Genomic DNA, 15,525 nt, shown 5'->3' on the forward strand with positions numbered 1-15,525 from the left:
GCGACAGCATCAGGACGGGCCCCGCAACCGAAAGGGTTGCGGGGCCCGTCCTGCTGTTTGTGCGACTCTCGGCGCGTTGTCGGTGCCCTGGGTTAGCGTCGGGGTACGGGACCTTCATGGGGGTGGGCGGGATGAAGAGCGGGCAGGTACGTCGTACGGTCGTCTCGATCGCGGTGGCGGCCGCGCTGACCGGGGTGGCCGCCTGCAGTTCCGCGGGCGGTTCCGGGGGGTCCACGGGCTCCGGAGGCTCCGGCAAGGAGGACAGGGCCGGTGCCCGCGCCGCGACCCGGGTCAGCCCCATCGCAGCACTGCGCTCCGCGGAGAAGTCCACCGACAGCGCCGACTCCGCCCGGGTCCGCTCCACCACGACCATGGGCTCCCTGCTGTCCATGACGACGAACGGCAGCCTCGCCTGGGGCGACGGCATAACCGGCACGGTCACCATCACCTACACCGGCGGCAGCACGGCCGAGCTGATGCGGAAGCTCGGCACGACGTCGATGGAGGCCCGCTATCTGCCCGACGCCTACTACGCGAAGATGAGCGACACGTTCGCCGCGCAGACCGGCGGCAAGCACTGGATCCGGTACGGGTACGGCGACCTGGCCTCCGTCGCCGGCGGCTCGGGCGCGCTGCTCAAGGACCAGATGCAGAACACCACGCCCAACAAGTCCGTGCAGATGCTGCTGGCCTCCGGCGACGTGCAGAAGGTCGGCGAGGAGAAGGTCGACGGCCAGGCCACCACCCACTACGCGGGCACGGTGAACGTGGCCGACCTGGCCGGGCAGAGCAGCAGCCTCACGGCGGGCCAGCTGGCCGCCCTGAAGAAGCAGCTCACCCAGGCCGGCGTCAGCACCGAGACCGTCGACATCTGGGTCAACGCCCAGGACCTGCTGGTCAAGAAGACCGAGAAGGCCGACACGGCGAACGGCGCGATGACCCAGACCGCGCACTACAGCGACTACGGCGTGAAGGTCAGCGCGCAGAAGCCGCCGGCCGGCGACACCGCGGACTTCACGACGCTGCTCAAGACGCAGGGCGCGAGCGGGCTGACGTCCTGAGCCGTCGGGTCGACTTCCGGGAGGGGTAGGGGCGGAAGGGTGGCTGTTCGGCTGACGGCCGGTGGGGGCTGGTCGCGCCCGCGCGGCGGCAGCCGCACATCGGTACGGCCCCGCGCCCCTTTGGGGCGCGTTGTCGTGGCGCGGATTTGCTCGACGGCGTGCCGGTCCCGTACTCTCCTACAGAAGCCAAAGACCGCTGGTCGTTGCCGTGTGCTCGTAAGGGTGTGCGGTGGCCGAAGGATCCGCTGAACCGCGGACGACCCGCGCAGGTGACTGTGGAAGTGCTCCCGGAGACGCATGCATCGCGTGTGTGGTTTCGGTCGAGCTACGCCCCGTGCGCCTGCGCCGGGGCGTTTCGTTTTCCTCAGCCCCTTCTGAGCGGTCCTCATCACCCGGAAGGAGGCCGACGCTCTATGGCAAGGCCCGACAAGGCTGCCGCGGTGGCCGAGCTCACGGAGCAGTTCCGTAGCTCGAACGCCGCCGTGCTGACCGAGTACCGGGGTCTCACCGTGGCGCAGCTCAAGACGCTGCGCCGGTCGCTCGGTGAAGACGCCCAGTACGCCGTGGTGAAGAACACGCTGACCAAGATTGCGGCCAACGAGGCCGGGATCTCGACGCTCGACGACCTGTTCAACGGTCCGACGGCGGTCGCCTTCATCACCGGTGACCCGGTGACGTCGGCGAAGGGTCTTCGTGACTTCGCCAAGGACAACCCGAACCTCGTCATCAAGGGCGGTGTCCTTGACGGCAAGGCGCTCTCCGCCGACGAGATCAAGAAGCTTGCGGACCTCGAGTCCCGCGAGGTTCTGCTCGCCAAGCTGGCGGGCGCCCTGAAGGGCAAGCAGACGCAGACTGCACAGCTCTTCCAGGCGCTCCCGTCGAAGCTCGTCCGCACCGTGGACGCGCTTCGCGCCAAGCAGGACGAGCAGGGCGGTGCCGAGTAACTCGGCTCGCGAAATGACCGCCGCCTGAGGCGTCCCGCCTGAGGCAGAGGTCGTAGCGGGCCGAACGTACGCCCGCCAGACATGTACATCCGGCACCAGCCGAATTAGTGGAAGGAAAGCCATCGTGGCTCTCACCCAGGACGAACTGCTCGCCGAGTTCGAGACGATGACCCTGATCCAGCTCTCCGAGTTCGTGAAGGCGTTCGAGGAGAAGTTCGACGTCACCGCCGCCGCCGCGGTTGCCGTCGCGGGCCCGGCCGGCCCGGCCGCCCCCGCCGAGGCCGTCGAGGAGAAGGACGAGTTCGACGTCATCCTCACCGGCGCCGGCGACAAGAAGATCCAGGTCATCAAGGTCGTGCGTGAGCTGACCTCCCTCGGTCTGAAGGAGGCCAAGGACCTCGTGGACGGCGCCCCGAAGGCCGTTCTCGAGAAGGTCGCCAAGGACGCCGCCGAGAAGGCCGCCGAGTCCCTCAAGGGCGCCGGCGCCTCCGTCGAGGTCAAGTAAGGCCTCTGAGGTCGAGCAGACCTCTGTGTGCTGAAACACCCCCTCGGGGGCTGTAACGCGCAGACCGCGAAGAGCGATCATCCATCCGGGTGGTCGCTCTTCGGCGTTCCCGGAAGGGCGACCGCGGTTGCCTTGCTCCTGTGACGGCGAGGGGTATGGTGATCTTCGTCGTGTCTCCGGCGCACCGGGTTTGCGCAGAGGGGCCTTGACGAACCGCACGCAGCGCGCAATTCTCAGGACGCGTCGCCAGAACGGTCCGAATCCGAGGCATGGATCGGCGACGAAGAGGGCAGTATCAACGTGCGTTGAGGGCAGGCATGACGCAGGCGTTGACGATGAAGAGGGTCTCAGAAAATGGGGACTGGACATCAGTGTGCCAAGTGGCTACACTGACCCTTTGCGCTGCCTGTTAGCCTTCCCCTGCCCGTCACCAGGGGTCTGCCCTCACCCGAACGCCGACGACCGAACCTCCTCTGAACTGGGGTTTCTGTCTCTGTGTCCGGGAAGGGACCGGGGAGCGCGTAGTGAGTCCGAGCCCTCGGAAGGACCCCCTCTTGGCCGCCTCGCGCACTGCCTCGAACGCGAATATGAACAACGGCGCCAGCACTGCCCCGCTGCGCATCTCTTTTGCAAAGATCAAGGAGCCTCTCGAGGTTCCCAACCTGCTCGCGCTGCAGACCGAGAGCTTTGACTGGCTGCTCGGGAACACCGCCTGGCAGAGTCGGGTCGAGGAGGCTCTGGAGTCCGGTCAGGACGTCCCCACCAAGTCCGGTCTGGAGGAGATCTTCGAGGAGATCTCCCCGATCGAGGACTTCTCCGGGTCGATGTCGCTGACGTTCCGCGACCACCGCTTCGAGCCGCCGAAGAACAGCATCGACGAGTGCAAGGAGCGCGACTTCACGTACGCCGCCCCGCTCTTCGTCACGGCCGAGTTCACCAACAACGAGACCGGCGAGATCAAGTCCCAGACGGTCTTCATGGGCGACTTCCCGCTCATGACGCACAAGGGCACCTTCGTGATCAACGGCACCGAGCGTGTCGTGGTGTCGCAGCTGGTCCGCTCGCCCGGTGTCTACTTCGACTCCTCCATCGACAAGACGTCCGACAAGGACATCTTCTCCGCCAAGATCATCCCGTCCCGGGGTGCCTGGCTGGAGATGGAGATCGACAAGCGCGACATGGTCGGTGTCCGTATCGACCGCAAGCGCAAGCAGTCCGTCACCGTCCTCCTGAAGGCGCTCGGCTGGACCACCGAGCAGATCCTCGAGGAGTTCGGCGAGTACGAGTCGATGCGCGCCACCCTGGAGAAGGACCACACCCAGGGCCAGGACGACGCGCTGCTCGACATCTACCGCAAGCTGCGTCCGGGCGAGCCCCCCACGCGTGAGGCCGCGCAGACGCTGCTCGAGAACCTGTACTTCAACCCGAAGCGCTACGACCTCGCCAAGGTCGGCCGCTACAAGGTCAACAAGAAGCTGGGTGCGGAGGCTCCGCTCGACGCGGGCGTCCTGACCGTCGAGGACGTCATCTCGACGATCAAGTACCTGGTGAAGCTGCACGCCGGCGAGACCGAGACGGTCGGTGACAGCGGCACGACCATCGTCGTCGAGACCGACGACATCGACCACTTCGGCAACCGTCGTCTGCGCAGCGTCGGCGAGCTCATCCAGAACCAGGTCCGCACCGGTCTGGCCCGTATGGAGCGCGTCGTCCGTGAGCGCATGACGACCCAGGACGTCGAGGCGATCACGCCGCAGACCCTGATCAACATCCGGCCGGTCGTCGCCTCCATCAAGGAGTTCTTCGGCACCAGCCAGCTGTCCCAGTTCATGGACCAGAACAACCCGCTGTCGGGTCTCACCCACAAGCGCCGTCTGTCGGCTCTTGGCCCGGGTGGTCTCTCCCGTGAGCGGGCCGGCTTCGAGGTCCGTGACGTGCACCCGTCGCACTACGGCCGCATGTGCCCGATCGAGACCCCCGAAGGCCCGAACATCGGTCTGATCGGCTCGCTCGCCTCCTACGGTCGCGTCAACGCGTTCGGTTTCGTCGAGACCCCGTACCGCAAGGTCGTCGACGGCCAGGTCACCGACGAGGTGGACTACCTGACCGCCGACGAGGAGGACCGCTTCGTCATCGCGCAGGCCAACGCCGGCCTCAACGACGACATGCGCTTCTCCGAGGCCCGCGTCCTGGTCCGCCGCCGTGGCGGCGAGGTCGACTACGTCGCCGGTGACGACGTGGACTACATGGACGTCTCGCCGCGCCAGATGGTGTCGGTCGCGACCGCCATGATCCCGTTCCTCGAGCACGACGACGCCAACCGTGCCCTCATGGGCGCGAACATGATGCGTCAGGCCGTGCCGCTGATCAAGAGCGAGTCCCCGCTCGTCGGCACCGGCATGGAGTACCGCTCCGCCGTCGACGCCGGCGACGTGGTCAAGGCCGAGAAGGCGGGTGTGGTCCAGGAGGTCTCCGCGGACTACATCACCACCGCCAACGACGACGGCACGTACATCACGTACCGCCTGGCCAAGTTCGCCCGCTCCAACCAGGGCACCTCGGTCAACCAGAAGGTCATCGTCGACGAGGGCGACCGGATCATCGAGGGCCAGGTCCTGGCCGACGGTCCGGCCACCGAGAACGGCGAGATGGCCCTGGGCAAGAACCTGCTCGTGGCGTTCATGCCGTGGGAGGGTCACAACTACGAGGACGCGATCATCCTGTCGCAGCGCCTCGTGCAGGACGACGTCCTTTCCTCGATCCACATCGAGGAGCACGAGGTCGACGCCCGTGACACCAAGCTCGGCCCCGAGGAGATCACCCGGGATATCCCGAACGTCTCCGAGGAGGTCCTCGCCGACCTCGACGAGCGCGGCATCATCCGGATCGGTGCCGAGGTCGTCGCCGGTGACATCCTCGTCGGCAAGGTCACGCCCAAGGGTGAGACCGAGCTGACGCCGGAGGAGCGCCTGCTCCGTGCGATCTTCGGTGAGAAGGCCCGTGAGGTCCGTGACACCTCGCTGAAGGTGCCGCACGGCGAGATCGGCAAGATCATCGGTGTGCGCGTCTTCGACCGCGAGGAGGGCGACGAGCTGCCGCCGGGCGTGAACCAGCTGGTCCGCGTCTACGTCGCGCAGAAGCGCAAGATCACCGACGGTGACAAGCTCGCCGGCCGCCACGGCAACAAGGGTGTCATCTCGAAGATCCTTCCCATCGAGGACATGCCGTTCCTCGAGGACGGAACTCCGGTCGACATCATCCTCAACCCGCTCGGTGTGCCGTCCCGAATGAACCCGGGACAGGTCCTGGAGATCCACCTCGGCTGGCTCGCCAGCCGAGGCTGGGACGTCTCCGGTCTCGCCGACGACTGGGCCCAGCGGCTCCAGGTCATCGGCGCCGACCAGGTCGCCCCGCGCACCAACGTCGCCACCCCGGTCTTCGACGGTGCCCGCGAGGACGAGCTGGCGGGTCTGCTCCAGCACACCATCCCGAACCGCGACGGCGACCGCCTGGTGCAGCCGACCGGCAAGGCGCGGCTGTTCGACGGCCGTTCCGGTGAGCCGTTCCCGGACCCGATCTCCATCGGCTACATGTACATCCTCAAGCTCCACCACCTGGTCGACGACAAGCTGCACGCGCGTTCGACCGGCCCGTACTCGATGATCACCCAGCAGCCGCTGGGTGGTAAGGCCCAGTTCGGTGGCCAGCGGTTCGGCGAGATGGAGGTGTGGGCGCTGGAGGCGTACGGCGCCGCCTACGCCCTCCAGGAGCTGCTGACCATCAAGTCCGACGACGTCACCGGCCGCGTGAAGGTCTACGAGGCCATCGTCAAGGGCGAGAACATCCCCGAGCCCGGCATCCCCGAGTCCTTCAAGGTCCTCATCAAGGAGATGCAGTCGCTCTGCCTGAACGTGGAGGTGCTGTCCAGCGACGGTATGTCCATCGAGATGCGTGACACCGACGAGGACGTCTTCCGCGCTGCGGAGGAGCTCGGCATCGACCTGTCCCGGCGCGAGCCGAGCAGCGTCGAAGAGGTCTGACGGGAGTCCGGTAGGGGCTTCACCACCGTGTGAGGCCCCCGCCGACCCCCAGGCCCCCGTTCAGACCAAAGACTCACAACCCTGAGAGGGATTGACGCATAGTGCTCGACGTCAACTTCTTCGACGAGCTCCGGATCGGCCTGGCCACCGCTGACGACATCCGTCAGTGGAGCCACGGCGAGGTCAAGAAGCCCGAGACCATCAACTACCGCACCCTCAAGCCGGAAAAGGACGGGCTCTTCTGCGAGAAGATCTTCGGCCCCACCCGGGACTGGGAGTGCTACTGCGGCAAGTACAAGCGCGTCCGCTTCAAGGGCATCATCTGTGAGCGCTGCGGCGTCGAGGTGACCCGCGCCAAGGTGCGCCGTGAGCGGATGGGCCACATCGAGCTGGCCGCGCCCGTCACGCACATCTGGTACTTCAAGGGTGTCCCGAGCCGGCTGGGCTACCTGCTCGACCTGGCCCCCAAGGACCTCGAGAAGGTCATCTACTTCGCGGCGTACATGATCACGTACGTCGACGAGGAGCGTCGTACCCGCGACCTGCCCTCCCTGGAGGCGCACGTCTCCGTGGAGCGCCAGCAGGTCGAGAACCGCCGGGACGCCGACCTGGAGGCCCGCGCCAAGAAGCTGGAAAGCGACCTGGCCGAGCTGGAGGCCGAGGGCGCCAAGGCCGACGTGCGCCGCAAGGTGCGCGAGGGTGCCGAGCGCGAGATGAAGCAGCTGCGCGACCGTTCGCAGCGCGAGATCGACCGCCTCGACGAGGTGTGGACCCGCTTCAAGAACCTCAAGGTCCAGGACCTGGAGGGCGACGAGCTCCTCTACCGCGAGCTGCGTGACCGCTTCGGCACGTACTTCGACGGCTCGATGGGTGCCGCGGCGCTGCAGAAGCGCCTGGAGTCCTTCGACCTCGACGAGGAGGCCGAGCGCCTCCGCGAGATCATCCGTACCGGCAAGGGCCAGAAGAAGACCCGTGCGCTCAAGCGCCTGAAGGTCGTCTCCGCGTTCCTGCAGACCAGCAACAGCCCCAAGGGCATGGTGCTGGACTGCGTGCCGGTCATCCCGCCGGACCTTCGCCCGATGGTGCAGCTGGACGGTGGCCGCTTCGCGACCTCCGACCTGAACGATCTGTACCGCCGTGTGATCAACCGCAACAACCGACTGAAGCGCCTTCTCGACCTCGGTGCGCCCGAGATCATCGTGAACAACGAGAAGCGCATGCTCCAGGAGGCCGTCGACGCGCTGTTCGACAACGGCCGTCGTGGCCGCCCGGTCACCGGTCCCGGCAACCGCCCGCTGAAGTCCCTCAGCGACATGCTGAAGGGCAAGCAGGGTCGTTTCCGTCAGAACCTGCTCGGCAAGCGTGTGGACTACTCCGCGCGTTCCGTGATCGTCGTCGGTCCGCAGCTGAAGCTGCACCAGTGCGGTCTGCCGAAGGCGATGGCGCTGGAGCTCTTCAAGCCGTTCGTGATGAAGCGGCTCGTGGACCTCAACCACGCGCAGAACATCAAGTCCGCCAAGCGCATGGTGGAGCGCGGCCGCACCGTCGTGTACGACGTCCTCGAAGAGGTCATCGCCGAGCACCCGGTGCTGCTGAACCGTGCGCCCACCCTGCACCGCCTCGGCATCCAGGCCTTCGAGCCGCAGCTGGTCGAGGGCAAGGCCATCCAGATCCACCCGCTCGTCTGCACCGCGTTCAACGCGGACTTCGACGGTGACCAGATGGCCGTGCACCTGCCGCTGTCCGCGGAGGCGCAGGCCGAGGCCCGCATCCTGATGCTGTCCTCGAACAACATCCTCAAGCCCGCCGACGGCCGTCCGGTGACGATGCCGACCCAGGACATGGTCCTCGGTCTGTTCTTCCTCACCACCGACGGCGAACTGCGTGACACCAAGGGCGAGGGCCGGTCCTTCGGCTCCACGGCCGAGGCGATCATGGCGTTCGACGCCGGCGAGCTCGCGCTGCAGTCGCCGATCGACATCCGCTTCCCGGTGGGCACCATCCCGCCGCGCGGCTGGACCCCGCCGGTCGTCGAGGAGGGCGAGCCGGAGTACCAGACCGGTGACACCTTCCGGCTGCGCACCACCCTGGGCCGCGCGCTCTTCAACGAGCTGCTGCCCGAGGACTACCCGTTCGTCGACTACTCGGTGGGCAAGAAGCAGCTCTCCGAGATCGTCAACGACCTGGCCGAGCGCTACCCCAAGGTCATCGTGGCGGCGACGCTCGACAACCTGAAGGCGGCCGGCTTCTACTGGGCGACCCGTTCCGGTGTCACCGTGGCCATCTCCGACGTCGTCGTTCCCGAGGCGAAGAAGGAGATCGTCCGCGGGTACGAGGCGCAGGACGAGAAGGTCCAGAAGCAGTACGAGCGCGGTCTGATCACCAAGGAAGAGCGCACGCAGGAGCTCATCGCGATCTGGACCAAGGCGACCAACGAGGTCGCCGAGGCGATGAACGCGAACTTCCCCAAGACCAACCCCATCTTCATGATGGTTGACTCGGGTGCCCGAGGAAACATGATGCAGATGCGGCAGATCGCCGGTATGCGTGGTCTGGTGTCGAACGCGAAGAACGAGACCATCCCGCGTCCGATCAAGGCCTCGTTCCGTGAGGGCCTGTCCGTCCTCGAGTACTTCATCTCCACGCACGGTGCCCGTAAGGGTCTCGCCGACACCGCCCTGCGTACCGCCGACTCGGGTTACCTGACCCGTCGTCTGGTGGACGTCTCGCAGGACGTCATCATCCGCGAGGAGGACTGCGGCACCGAGCGCGGCCTCAAGCTGCACATCGCGGAGGTCGGCGCGGACGGCGTGCTGCGCAAGGCGGAGAACGTCGAGACCAGCGTGTACGCCCGTGCGCTGGCCGAGGACATCGTCGTGGACGGCGTGGTGCTGGCCCCGGCCAACACCGACCTCGGTGACGTCCTCATCGACGAGCTGGTGGCCCGTGGCGTCTCGGAGGTCAAGACCCGCTCGGTCCTGACCTGTGAGTCCGCCGTCGGCACCTGCGCCATGTGCTACGGCCGCTCGCTGGCCACCGGCAAGCTGGTCGACATCGGTGAGGCGGTCGGCATCATCGCCGCCCAGTCCATCGGTGAGCCCGGTACCCAGCTGACGATGCGTACCTTCCACACCGGTGGTGTGGCCGGTGACGACATCACCCAGGGTCTGCCGCGTGTCGTCGAGCTCTTCGAGGCCCGTACCCCGAAGGGTGTCGCCCCGATCTCCGAGGCGGACGGCCGTGTCCGTATCGAGGAGACCGAGAAGACCAAGAAGATCGTCATCACGCCGGACGACGGCAGCGACGAGACGGCGTTCCCGATCTCGAAGCGCGCCCGACTCCTGGTCAGCGAGGGCGAGCACGTCTCGGTGGGCCAGAAGCTCACCGTGGGTGCCACCAACCCGCACGACGTGCTGCGCATCCTGGGTCAGCGTGCCGTCCAGGTCCACCTGGTCGGCGAGGTCCAGAAGGTCTACAACTCGCAGGGTGTGTCGATCCACGACAAGCACATCGAGATCATCATCCGGCAGATGCTGCGCCGCGTGACGATCATCGAGTCCGGCGACGCCGAGCTGCTGCCCGGCGAGCTGGTCGAGCGCTCGAAGTTCGAGCACGAGAACCGTCGTGTGGTCCAGGAGGGCGGTCACCCGGCTTCGGGTCGTCCGCAGCTCATGGGTATCACCAAGGCCTCGCTGGCGACGGAGTCCTGGCTGTCGGCCGCCTCCTTCCAGGAGACGACCCGAGTGCTGACGGACGCGGCGATCAACGCCAAGTCCGACAGCCTCATCGGCCTCAAGGAGAACGTCATCATCGGTAAGCTCATCCCGGCCGGTACAGGTCTGTCCCGTTACCGCAACATCCGGGTCGAGCCGACCGAGGAGGCGAAGGCCGCGATGTACTCGGCCGTCGGCTACGACGACATCGACTACTCGCCGTTCGGCACCGGCTCCGGCCAGGCCGTTCCGCTGGAGGACTACGACTACGGTCCGTACAACCAGTAGTAGTTGGTTCTGAAGGGCGGTCACCCCGTTTCGTACGGGGTGGCCGCCCTTCGGCGTTGTGCTGTGTCAGCGTGCGGTGATCTCCAGCGCCGTGACGACCACCGTCGCCACGGCGGCGAGCGCGCCGATGCTCGTCAGCGGCCACCGCGTCCGCTCCAGGGCGTCCAGCCGCTGCTCGTGGTCGGCGAGCTGCCGGTCGGTCTGGTCGCTGCGCTGGACGAGCAGCGCGAGAGAGCCGTCGACCCGGGCGAACCCGGCCTCCAGCGTGCCGCGCAGCCGCTCCAGTTCCAGGGCGACGGTGATCGGGTCGTTCGGATCAGGGTCGGTCATCGGCACCTCCCGTCCGCAGCCACGAGGGCAGCAGCGCCTGTACGGCGGGCACGGCCATCACCCTGGTGACCGCGGCGGCGACGGCGAGCGCGCCGGCGGCCCAGGGCAGGGTGTCCGGGATGCCGGCGGTGTCGACGACCGCCGGCAGCAGGACGCACAGGCCGACAGCGGTCTGTACGACGGTACGGAGGGTGTGCTTGGCGGCCTCTGACATGGGGGAATCCTGCCTTTCAGGAGCTGTGGGGCACCTTGAGCGCCGCCCAGGACTTCGCCCCCGGCCAGCCGTCGGCCGAGGCGCCGGTGTAGCCGAGCCTGCGCTGCCACCTGGCGTACGACGCCCGGTCGGCGTCGGTCCACTGCGGGCCGGGGCCGTCGGCGTACGCGGAGCAGCCGTTGGCGACCAGCCGCCTGCCCATCGCGGTGACGATCGCCGACCTCGGGTTCTTCCGGAACCACTCGGCACCGGGGAAGGGCTGGTAGGCGGGCGTGGCGGGCGTGCCGGGCGAGGTCTTCGGCTGCAGCCGGGCGGCGACCCGGCTGCGGAAGTCGGCCATCGCGAAGCCCTTGGGGTCGATCTTGGTGTTCGTCCACTCCTTGTGGCCGATCACGGAGCGGGCACTCCAGCCGTGCGCCCGGCAGAGCGCGGCCGACGCCCGGACCATGGCGTCCAGCTGGACGTCGGGCCAGGGGTCCTTGCCGTCGCCGAGGTTGACGCACTCGAAGCCGTAGAAGTGGACGTTGCCGTCGGTGTCGTTCTGGTTCGGGGCGGGGAGCGAGGCGCTCTCGTCGATGACGGCCTGCAGGACGTCGCCGTCGCCGCTGCCGGCGTGGTTGGCGCGGCCGTTGCCGACGAGGTGGACCGTGCCGTCCTTGGCGATGACGCCGTGGCAGAGCGGGCCGGGGAGGTCGGAGCGGCCGTTGAAGCACATGCTCACGGAGGTGGTGGTGCCGGAGGTGACGGTGTGATGGATGATCACGCCGTTCACCGGGCCCCAGGCGCCGTGGCCCGCGCGGTTGTGGGTGCGCCAGCCGTCGTGTTCGACGACGGTGACGCCTTCGGCTTGGAGGGCCGACAGGAGGGCGTCGGCGGAGAGGGGTGTGGCCATGGGCGGGTCCTTCTGGGCTTGGTGGGCATGAAAAAACCCGGGCCGGGGTGGGCGGCTCGGGTGGTGGTCGGGGTGCGGGGCGGTGGGGGCTGGTCGCGCAGTTCCCCGCGCCCCTAGACGGCGGCTGCGCCGCCAAAAGGGTGGCTGCGCCGCATAAGGCGGCTGTGCCTCTTACGGGGCGGTGTCGTCCGGGTCGGTGCTCGTGGGGGTCCACTTCGTGCAGAGGGCGGTGTAGGCCGCCGCGTTCTGGTCGAAGTTGGTGAGGGCCGCGGCCACCGCGCGCCGGATCGCGGTCTGGTCGGGGACCACCGGGTCGGTGCCGGCCGGCGAGACGGTGATGCGGCCGACGCCGCGCAGCACCGAGTTGTTCGTGCCGGACTCGGTGAGCTGGGCGGTGATGTTCACGGGCGAGTAGGTGCCGGTGATCGAGTCCGGGCCGATGATGTCGCTCAGGCTGGTGTCGGAGACCTTGACGTAGACGGTGTGGCCGGACTCGGTGATGGTGGCCCGGCCGGCGAAGTCGATGGCGAGGCCCCAGGGCTGGGTGGTGTCGATGTCCATGGGGAGGGTGTCCTTTCTTCCGGTTCTCAGGGCTTCCGGTCTTCGGGTCTTCGGCGGTGGCTCAGGTCTGGCGGCCGTACATGAGCACGGGGTTGGCGTAGACGATGCCGCCGGAGGTGGTGCTGGTGACCACGGCCTGGATCTCGACCTTGACCAGCGTGTTGTAGACGGACGCGAAGTCGGAGCTGATCGGGCCCGAGTAGTCGAAGTCCGCGGGCGTGTCGGCGACGCCGCCCCACACGGCGCTGTTGACCAGCACCCTGACCTGACCGGTGGCGCCGGAGCTGGCCCGGGTGTTGACCAGCAGCCGCATGTTCGGCTGCCAGACGACGTTGTAGGACATGGCGATCGTCGTGAAGTTGCCGGTCGTGGTGGTCTGCGGCCAGCGGGCCACGGCCGTGTCCTGCGGCGGCAGCATGTTCAGCCAGGGCCGGGCGATCCCGCCGGCACCGATGTCGTCCGAGAAGATCTCGCGCTCGGCGGAGTCGTAGATGCGCAGCGGCTGTTCCGACGACGAGGTGCCGTCGCCGTTGTACATGCTGATGGCCCGGTGGCCGGTCTGGCGCCGGAGTTCCATCTGGTACTCGGTGCCGTTCCAGTTGCCGACCCGGAAGATGGCCGGCCCTTGGGCCGGTCCGACCGAGAGGGCGCCGCCGGAGACCGTGTTGAGCGCGGGCCGGCTGTTGACGGCCGTGGACAGCTGCTGGATGCGGCGTTCCATCTGGGTCAGCCGGTCGATGATGTCTTCGGGGAGCTGGGGCATCAGGCGGCCTCCTCCAGGTAGAGCTCGGCGGTGTCGGGGCGGCCGCGCTGGGCCGGGCTGACCTTGACGCCGATGATCCGGTAGCCGGCGTCGAGGCCCTCGGTGAACCACTCGTCGGTGATCCGGATACGCGCGGTACGGCCGAGCAGCGCGGTCGGCACCAGGCCGTCGAGCCGCACGCTGATCTCGGGGATCACCACCGCGCCGGTGGCCGCGGCCAGTTCGGTGCGGGCGAGGGCGTTCAGGGTGTCCTGGTCGGTGATGTCGTTGTGGTCGGATGACAGGTCGATGCGCGGGTAGCCCGCGCCGTCGATCAGTTCCAGGGCGACTGCGACGTCGGAGGCCAACGGCCGGGACTCCGCGGCCTGGTTGGTGTTGACGGACGCGCCCCGGGCCCGGGCGGTGGTGCCGCCGCGGGTGGCGTCGCGCGGGAAGGAGTACGACAGGATCGTGCCGGGCCGGTCCAGGACCAGGGGGGTGGAGCCGGTCTCGATCCTCGGGTGGCCCAGTACCAGGCGGCGCCGCCGGCGCCCCGAGACCGGGTCGGTGTAGACGGTGATGTGGTACTCGAAGCCGTCCCCCAGGGCGGCCAGCGAGTCGAGGGCGTCCTGGTAGGAGGTCTCGTCGCCGTCCTGGTAGCTGACCGTGCGCAGTACGCCGGAGGTCTCGGTGCCGACGTCGACGAGGATGTTCCCGCCGTCCAGCGCGGTCTGCATGTCGGTCCACAGGCCCTGGGCGATGGCCAGCTGGTCCGTGTCGGTGAAGGAGAGTGTGGCCTTGTCCAGGTACGTGGGCCGGAGCAGCCGCCGTCCCGCGTACGAGTCGAAGGTCGCCGCCTGGATGCCGAGGGTGAGGATGCCCTGGTCGTCGCTCTGCAGGGTGCTGGTCCAGATGATCCCGCCCCACCACAGGTCGGTGCCGCGCTGGAGGTAGACCGAGGTGCGGCCCTCCTCGATACGGCGGACGCGGGCGGCCATCTCCGTGTTCGGGACGGGGATGGTGCCGGAGAGCGAGCCGGCCTTGCCGATGTAGTCGTCGACGGTGACGTCGCGCAGCGGCAGGATGTCGATGGTGCTGTCGGTGAGCAGGTCGCAGAAGATCGCCCGGTAGGGCGTGTCCGTGGTCATGGGCTGTCAGCTCCTTGGCCGGGCGGTGGTCAGAGCACGAAGCAGGTGCAGACGCGGACGTTGTTGCCGACCTGGATCACGCCGCTGGTCGCCCAGGCGATGAGGTAGACGGAGCCGTCGGTGGCGATCCGGGCCGCACCGCTCGCGTATCCGTCGGTGACGACGGCGTAGCTGTCGACCGCCGGGCGCCAGCCGGAGGGCAGTGTGCCCATCAGTTCGTCGGCGACGTTGCCCGGGTTGGTGGTGCCGGCCGCGGTCGCGGTGAGGCTGCTCGTCGTGCGGCTGAAGGAGAGGGTGAACGAGCAGACCCCACGCGTGCGCCGGGCGGCGAAGGACGCCAGGGTCCAGCTGCCGGTCGCGGTGGCGCCGGTCGTGGTGGTCTCCACCACGAGGGGCGGCTGGTAGTCGGCCCAGGCGGTACCGGACCAGCGCTGGAGCACTCCGCCCGCGTCCCGGTACTGGCCCGGGTAGGCGCCGTTGCTGGTGTCGGTGGTCACCGGGAGGATGCCGCCGAGGCCGACGGTGGCGGTCCGCGTTCCGATGATCCCGGCGGTCCAGTCGATGGCGGAGGCCCCGGCGCTCGCACCCTTGGGAACGGTGACCTGGTACAGCGGGATCGACAGGGCCGGTGTCGCGGGGACGGCCGCCGAGGCGGCGGGGGTGCCCTGGACGATCTCGACGGCGGCCTCGGTGCGGCCGGAGCCGTCGTAGACGTCGTCGTAGACGCGCAGCACGACCAGGTCGATCCGCCCGTACTGGGCGTCGCCGGCGGCGAAGACGAGTTGCAGGTACTCGGTGAGTGCGACCGGGTAGGCGCCCTGGGCGTCGGTGCCCTGGACGACGGCCCGGCCGGGGCTGACGGTGGCGGTCATGGTGCCGGTGGCACCGGTGAGGGTGAAACCGGAGATCCGGTACTGGCCGTCGGGCGAGCCCGGCAGGATGCCGGAGCGGGTGGCCACGGTGGAGGTCGGGGTGAGGGCGCCGAGTGCGATGAGCCGGGTGTCCTCACGGGTCTGGCCGTCCGGGGACAGCCAGCCGGAGCGTACGGGCATGGTGAACTCCTGGGTGGGGGAGGGAAGGTCAGCCG

At 68.3% G+C, this 15,525-nt stretch carries 12 protein-coding genes; 5 read left to right on the top strand and 7 right to left on the bottom strand.

All coding sequences use genetic code 11. From position 1 onward, the window contains the following. Window positions 1-131: 131 nt before the first annotated feature. The 5 genes from ABZ887_RS04655 (at window position 132) to ABZ887_RS04675 (ending at window position 10,551) form a co-directional block, all read left to right on the top strand. Entirely contained in the window at window positions 132-1,061 is a 930-nt protein-coding gene (locus tag ABZ887_RS04655) for a hypothetical protein (protein ID WP_361282884.1), read from the top strand. 413 nt (window positions 1,062-1,474) lie between these two features. Next, entirely contained in the window at window positions 1,475-2,005 is a 531-nt protein-coding gene (gene rplJ, locus ABZ887_RS04660; RefSeq protein ID WP_361282886.1) for a 50S ribosomal protein L10, read from the top strand. Between the two features lie 121 nt (window positions 2,006-2,126). Next, window positions 2,127-2,510 (top strand): 50S ribosomal protein L7/L12, encoded by a 384-nt coding sequence (gene rplL, locus ABZ887_RS04665; RefSeq protein ID WP_361283357.1) that lies wholly within the window; start codon window positions 2,127-2,129, stop codon window positions 2,508-2,510. Between the two features lie 554 nt (window positions 2,511-3,064). Next, window positions 3,065-6,550, top strand: a complete 3,486-nt coding sequence (gene rpoB / locus ABZ887_RS04670) for a DNA-directed RNA polymerase subunit beta (protein WP_361282888.1) — start codon at window positions 3,065-3,067, stop codon at window positions 6,548-6,550. Between the two features lie 101 nt (window positions 6,551-6,651). Further along, window positions 6,652-10,551, top strand: a complete 3,900-nt coding sequence (locus tag ABZ887_RS04675; RefSeq protein WP_361282890.1) for a DNA-directed RNA polymerase subunit beta' — start codon at window positions 6,652-6,654, stop codon at window positions 10,549-10,551. 66 nt (window positions 10,552-10,617) lie between these two features. On the opposite strand, the gene ABZ887_RS04680 is transcribed toward ABZ887_RS04675, so the two are convergent. From ABZ887_RS04680 to ABZ887_RS04710, 7 genes are all read right to left on the bottom strand, one after another. After that, window positions 10,618-10,881, bottom strand: a complete 264-nt coding sequence (locus ABZ887_RS04680; RefSeq protein ID WP_361282892.1) for a hypothetical protein — start codon at window positions 10,879-10,881, stop codon at window positions 10,618-10,620. Further along, complete coding sequence (locus ABZ887_RS04685) at window positions 10,868-11,095, bottom strand: hypothetical protein (protein WP_361282894.1); 228 nt, start codon at window positions 11,093-11,095, stop codon at window positions 10,868-10,870. Before ABZ887_RS04685 ends, ABZ887_RS04680 begins: the two co-directional genes overlap by 14 nt. Before the next feature lie 16 nt (window positions 11,096-11,111). Beyond that, window positions 11,112-11,987: a peptidoglycan-binding protein gene (locus ABZ887_RS04690; protein ID WP_361282896.1), complete on the bottom strand. Its 876-nt coding sequence runs from the start codon at window positions 11,985-11,987 to the stop codon at window positions 11,112-11,114. Window positions 11,988-12,158: 171 nt separating this feature from the next. Further along, window positions 12,159-12,548 carry an ATP-binding protein gene (locus ABZ887_RS04695; RefSeq protein WP_361282898.1) on the bottom strand — a complete coding sequence of 130 codons (390 nt, stop codon included), beginning with the start codon at window positions 12,546-12,548 and terminating at the stop codon, window positions 12,159-12,161. Window positions 12,549-12,609: 61 nt separating this feature from the next. Continuing rightward, a complete protein-coding gene (locus ABZ887_RS04700; protein WP_361282900.1) occupies window positions 12,610-13,311 on the bottom strand; it encodes a hypothetical protein in 702 nt (233 codons plus the stop codon). Beyond that, window positions 13,311-14,438: a hypothetical protein gene (locus tag ABZ887_RS04705; RefSeq protein WP_361282902.1), complete on the bottom strand. Its 1,128-nt coding sequence runs from the start codon at window positions 14,436-14,438 to the stop codon at window positions 13,311-13,313. Before ABZ887_RS04705 ends, ABZ887_RS04700 begins: the two co-directional genes overlap by 1 nt. 29 nt (window positions 14,439-14,467) lie before the next feature. Next, window positions 14,468-15,490 carry a hypothetical protein gene (locus ABZ887_RS04710; RefSeq protein WP_361282904.1) on the bottom strand — a complete coding sequence of 341 codons (1,023 nt, stop codon included), beginning with the start codon at window positions 15,488-15,490 and terminating at the stop codon, window positions 14,468-14,470. Window positions 15,491-15,525: the final 35 nt, after the last annotated feature.

It is taken from the genome of Streptomyces sp. NPDC047061, from assembly GCF_040643955.1.
Classification (GTDB): domain Bacteria; phylum Actinomycetota; class Actinomycetes; order Streptomycetales; family Streptomycetaceae; genus Streptomyces.

What these genes read in the sequence shown, in the direction of transcription:
- ABZ887_RS04655 (WP_361282884.1), top strand. Translation starts at nt 132, where the DNA reads ATGAAGAGCGGGCAGGTACGTCGTACGGTCGTCTCGATCGCGGTGGCG.
- rplJ (WP_361282886.1), top strand. Translation starts at nt 1,475, where the DNA reads ATGGCAAGGCCCGACAAGGCTGCCGCGGTGGCCGAGCTCACGGAGCAG.
- ABZ887_RS04680 (WP_361282892.1), bottom strand. Translation starts at nt 10,881, where the DNA reads ATGACCGACCCTGATCCGAACGACCCGATCACCGTCGCCCTGGAACTG.
- ABZ887_RS04685 (WP_361282894.1), bottom strand. Translation starts at nt 11,095, where the DNA reads ATGTCAGAGGCCGCCAAGCACACCCTCCGTACCGTCGTACAGACCGCT.
- ABZ887_RS04690 (WP_361282896.1), bottom strand. Translation starts at nt 11,987, where the DNA reads ATGGCCACACCCCTCTCCGCCGACGCCCTCCTGTCGGCCCTCCAAGCC.
- ABZ887_RS04695 (WP_361282898.1), bottom strand. Translation starts at nt 12,548, where the DNA reads ATGGACATCGACACCACCCAGCCCTGGGGCCTCGCCATCGACTTCGCC.
- ABZ887_RS04700 (WP_361282900.1), bottom strand. Translation starts at nt 13,311, where the DNA reads ATGCCCCAGCTCCCCGAAGACATCATCGACCGGCTGACCCAGATGGAA.
- ABZ887_RS04705 (WP_361282902.1), bottom strand. Translation starts at nt 14,438, where the DNA reads ATGACCACGGACACGCCCTACCGGGCGATCTTCTGCGACCTGCTCACC.
- ABZ887_RS04710 (WP_361282904.1), bottom strand. Translation starts at nt 15,490, where the DNA reads ATGCCCGTACGCTCCGGCTGGCTGTCCCCGGACGGCCAGACCCGTGAG.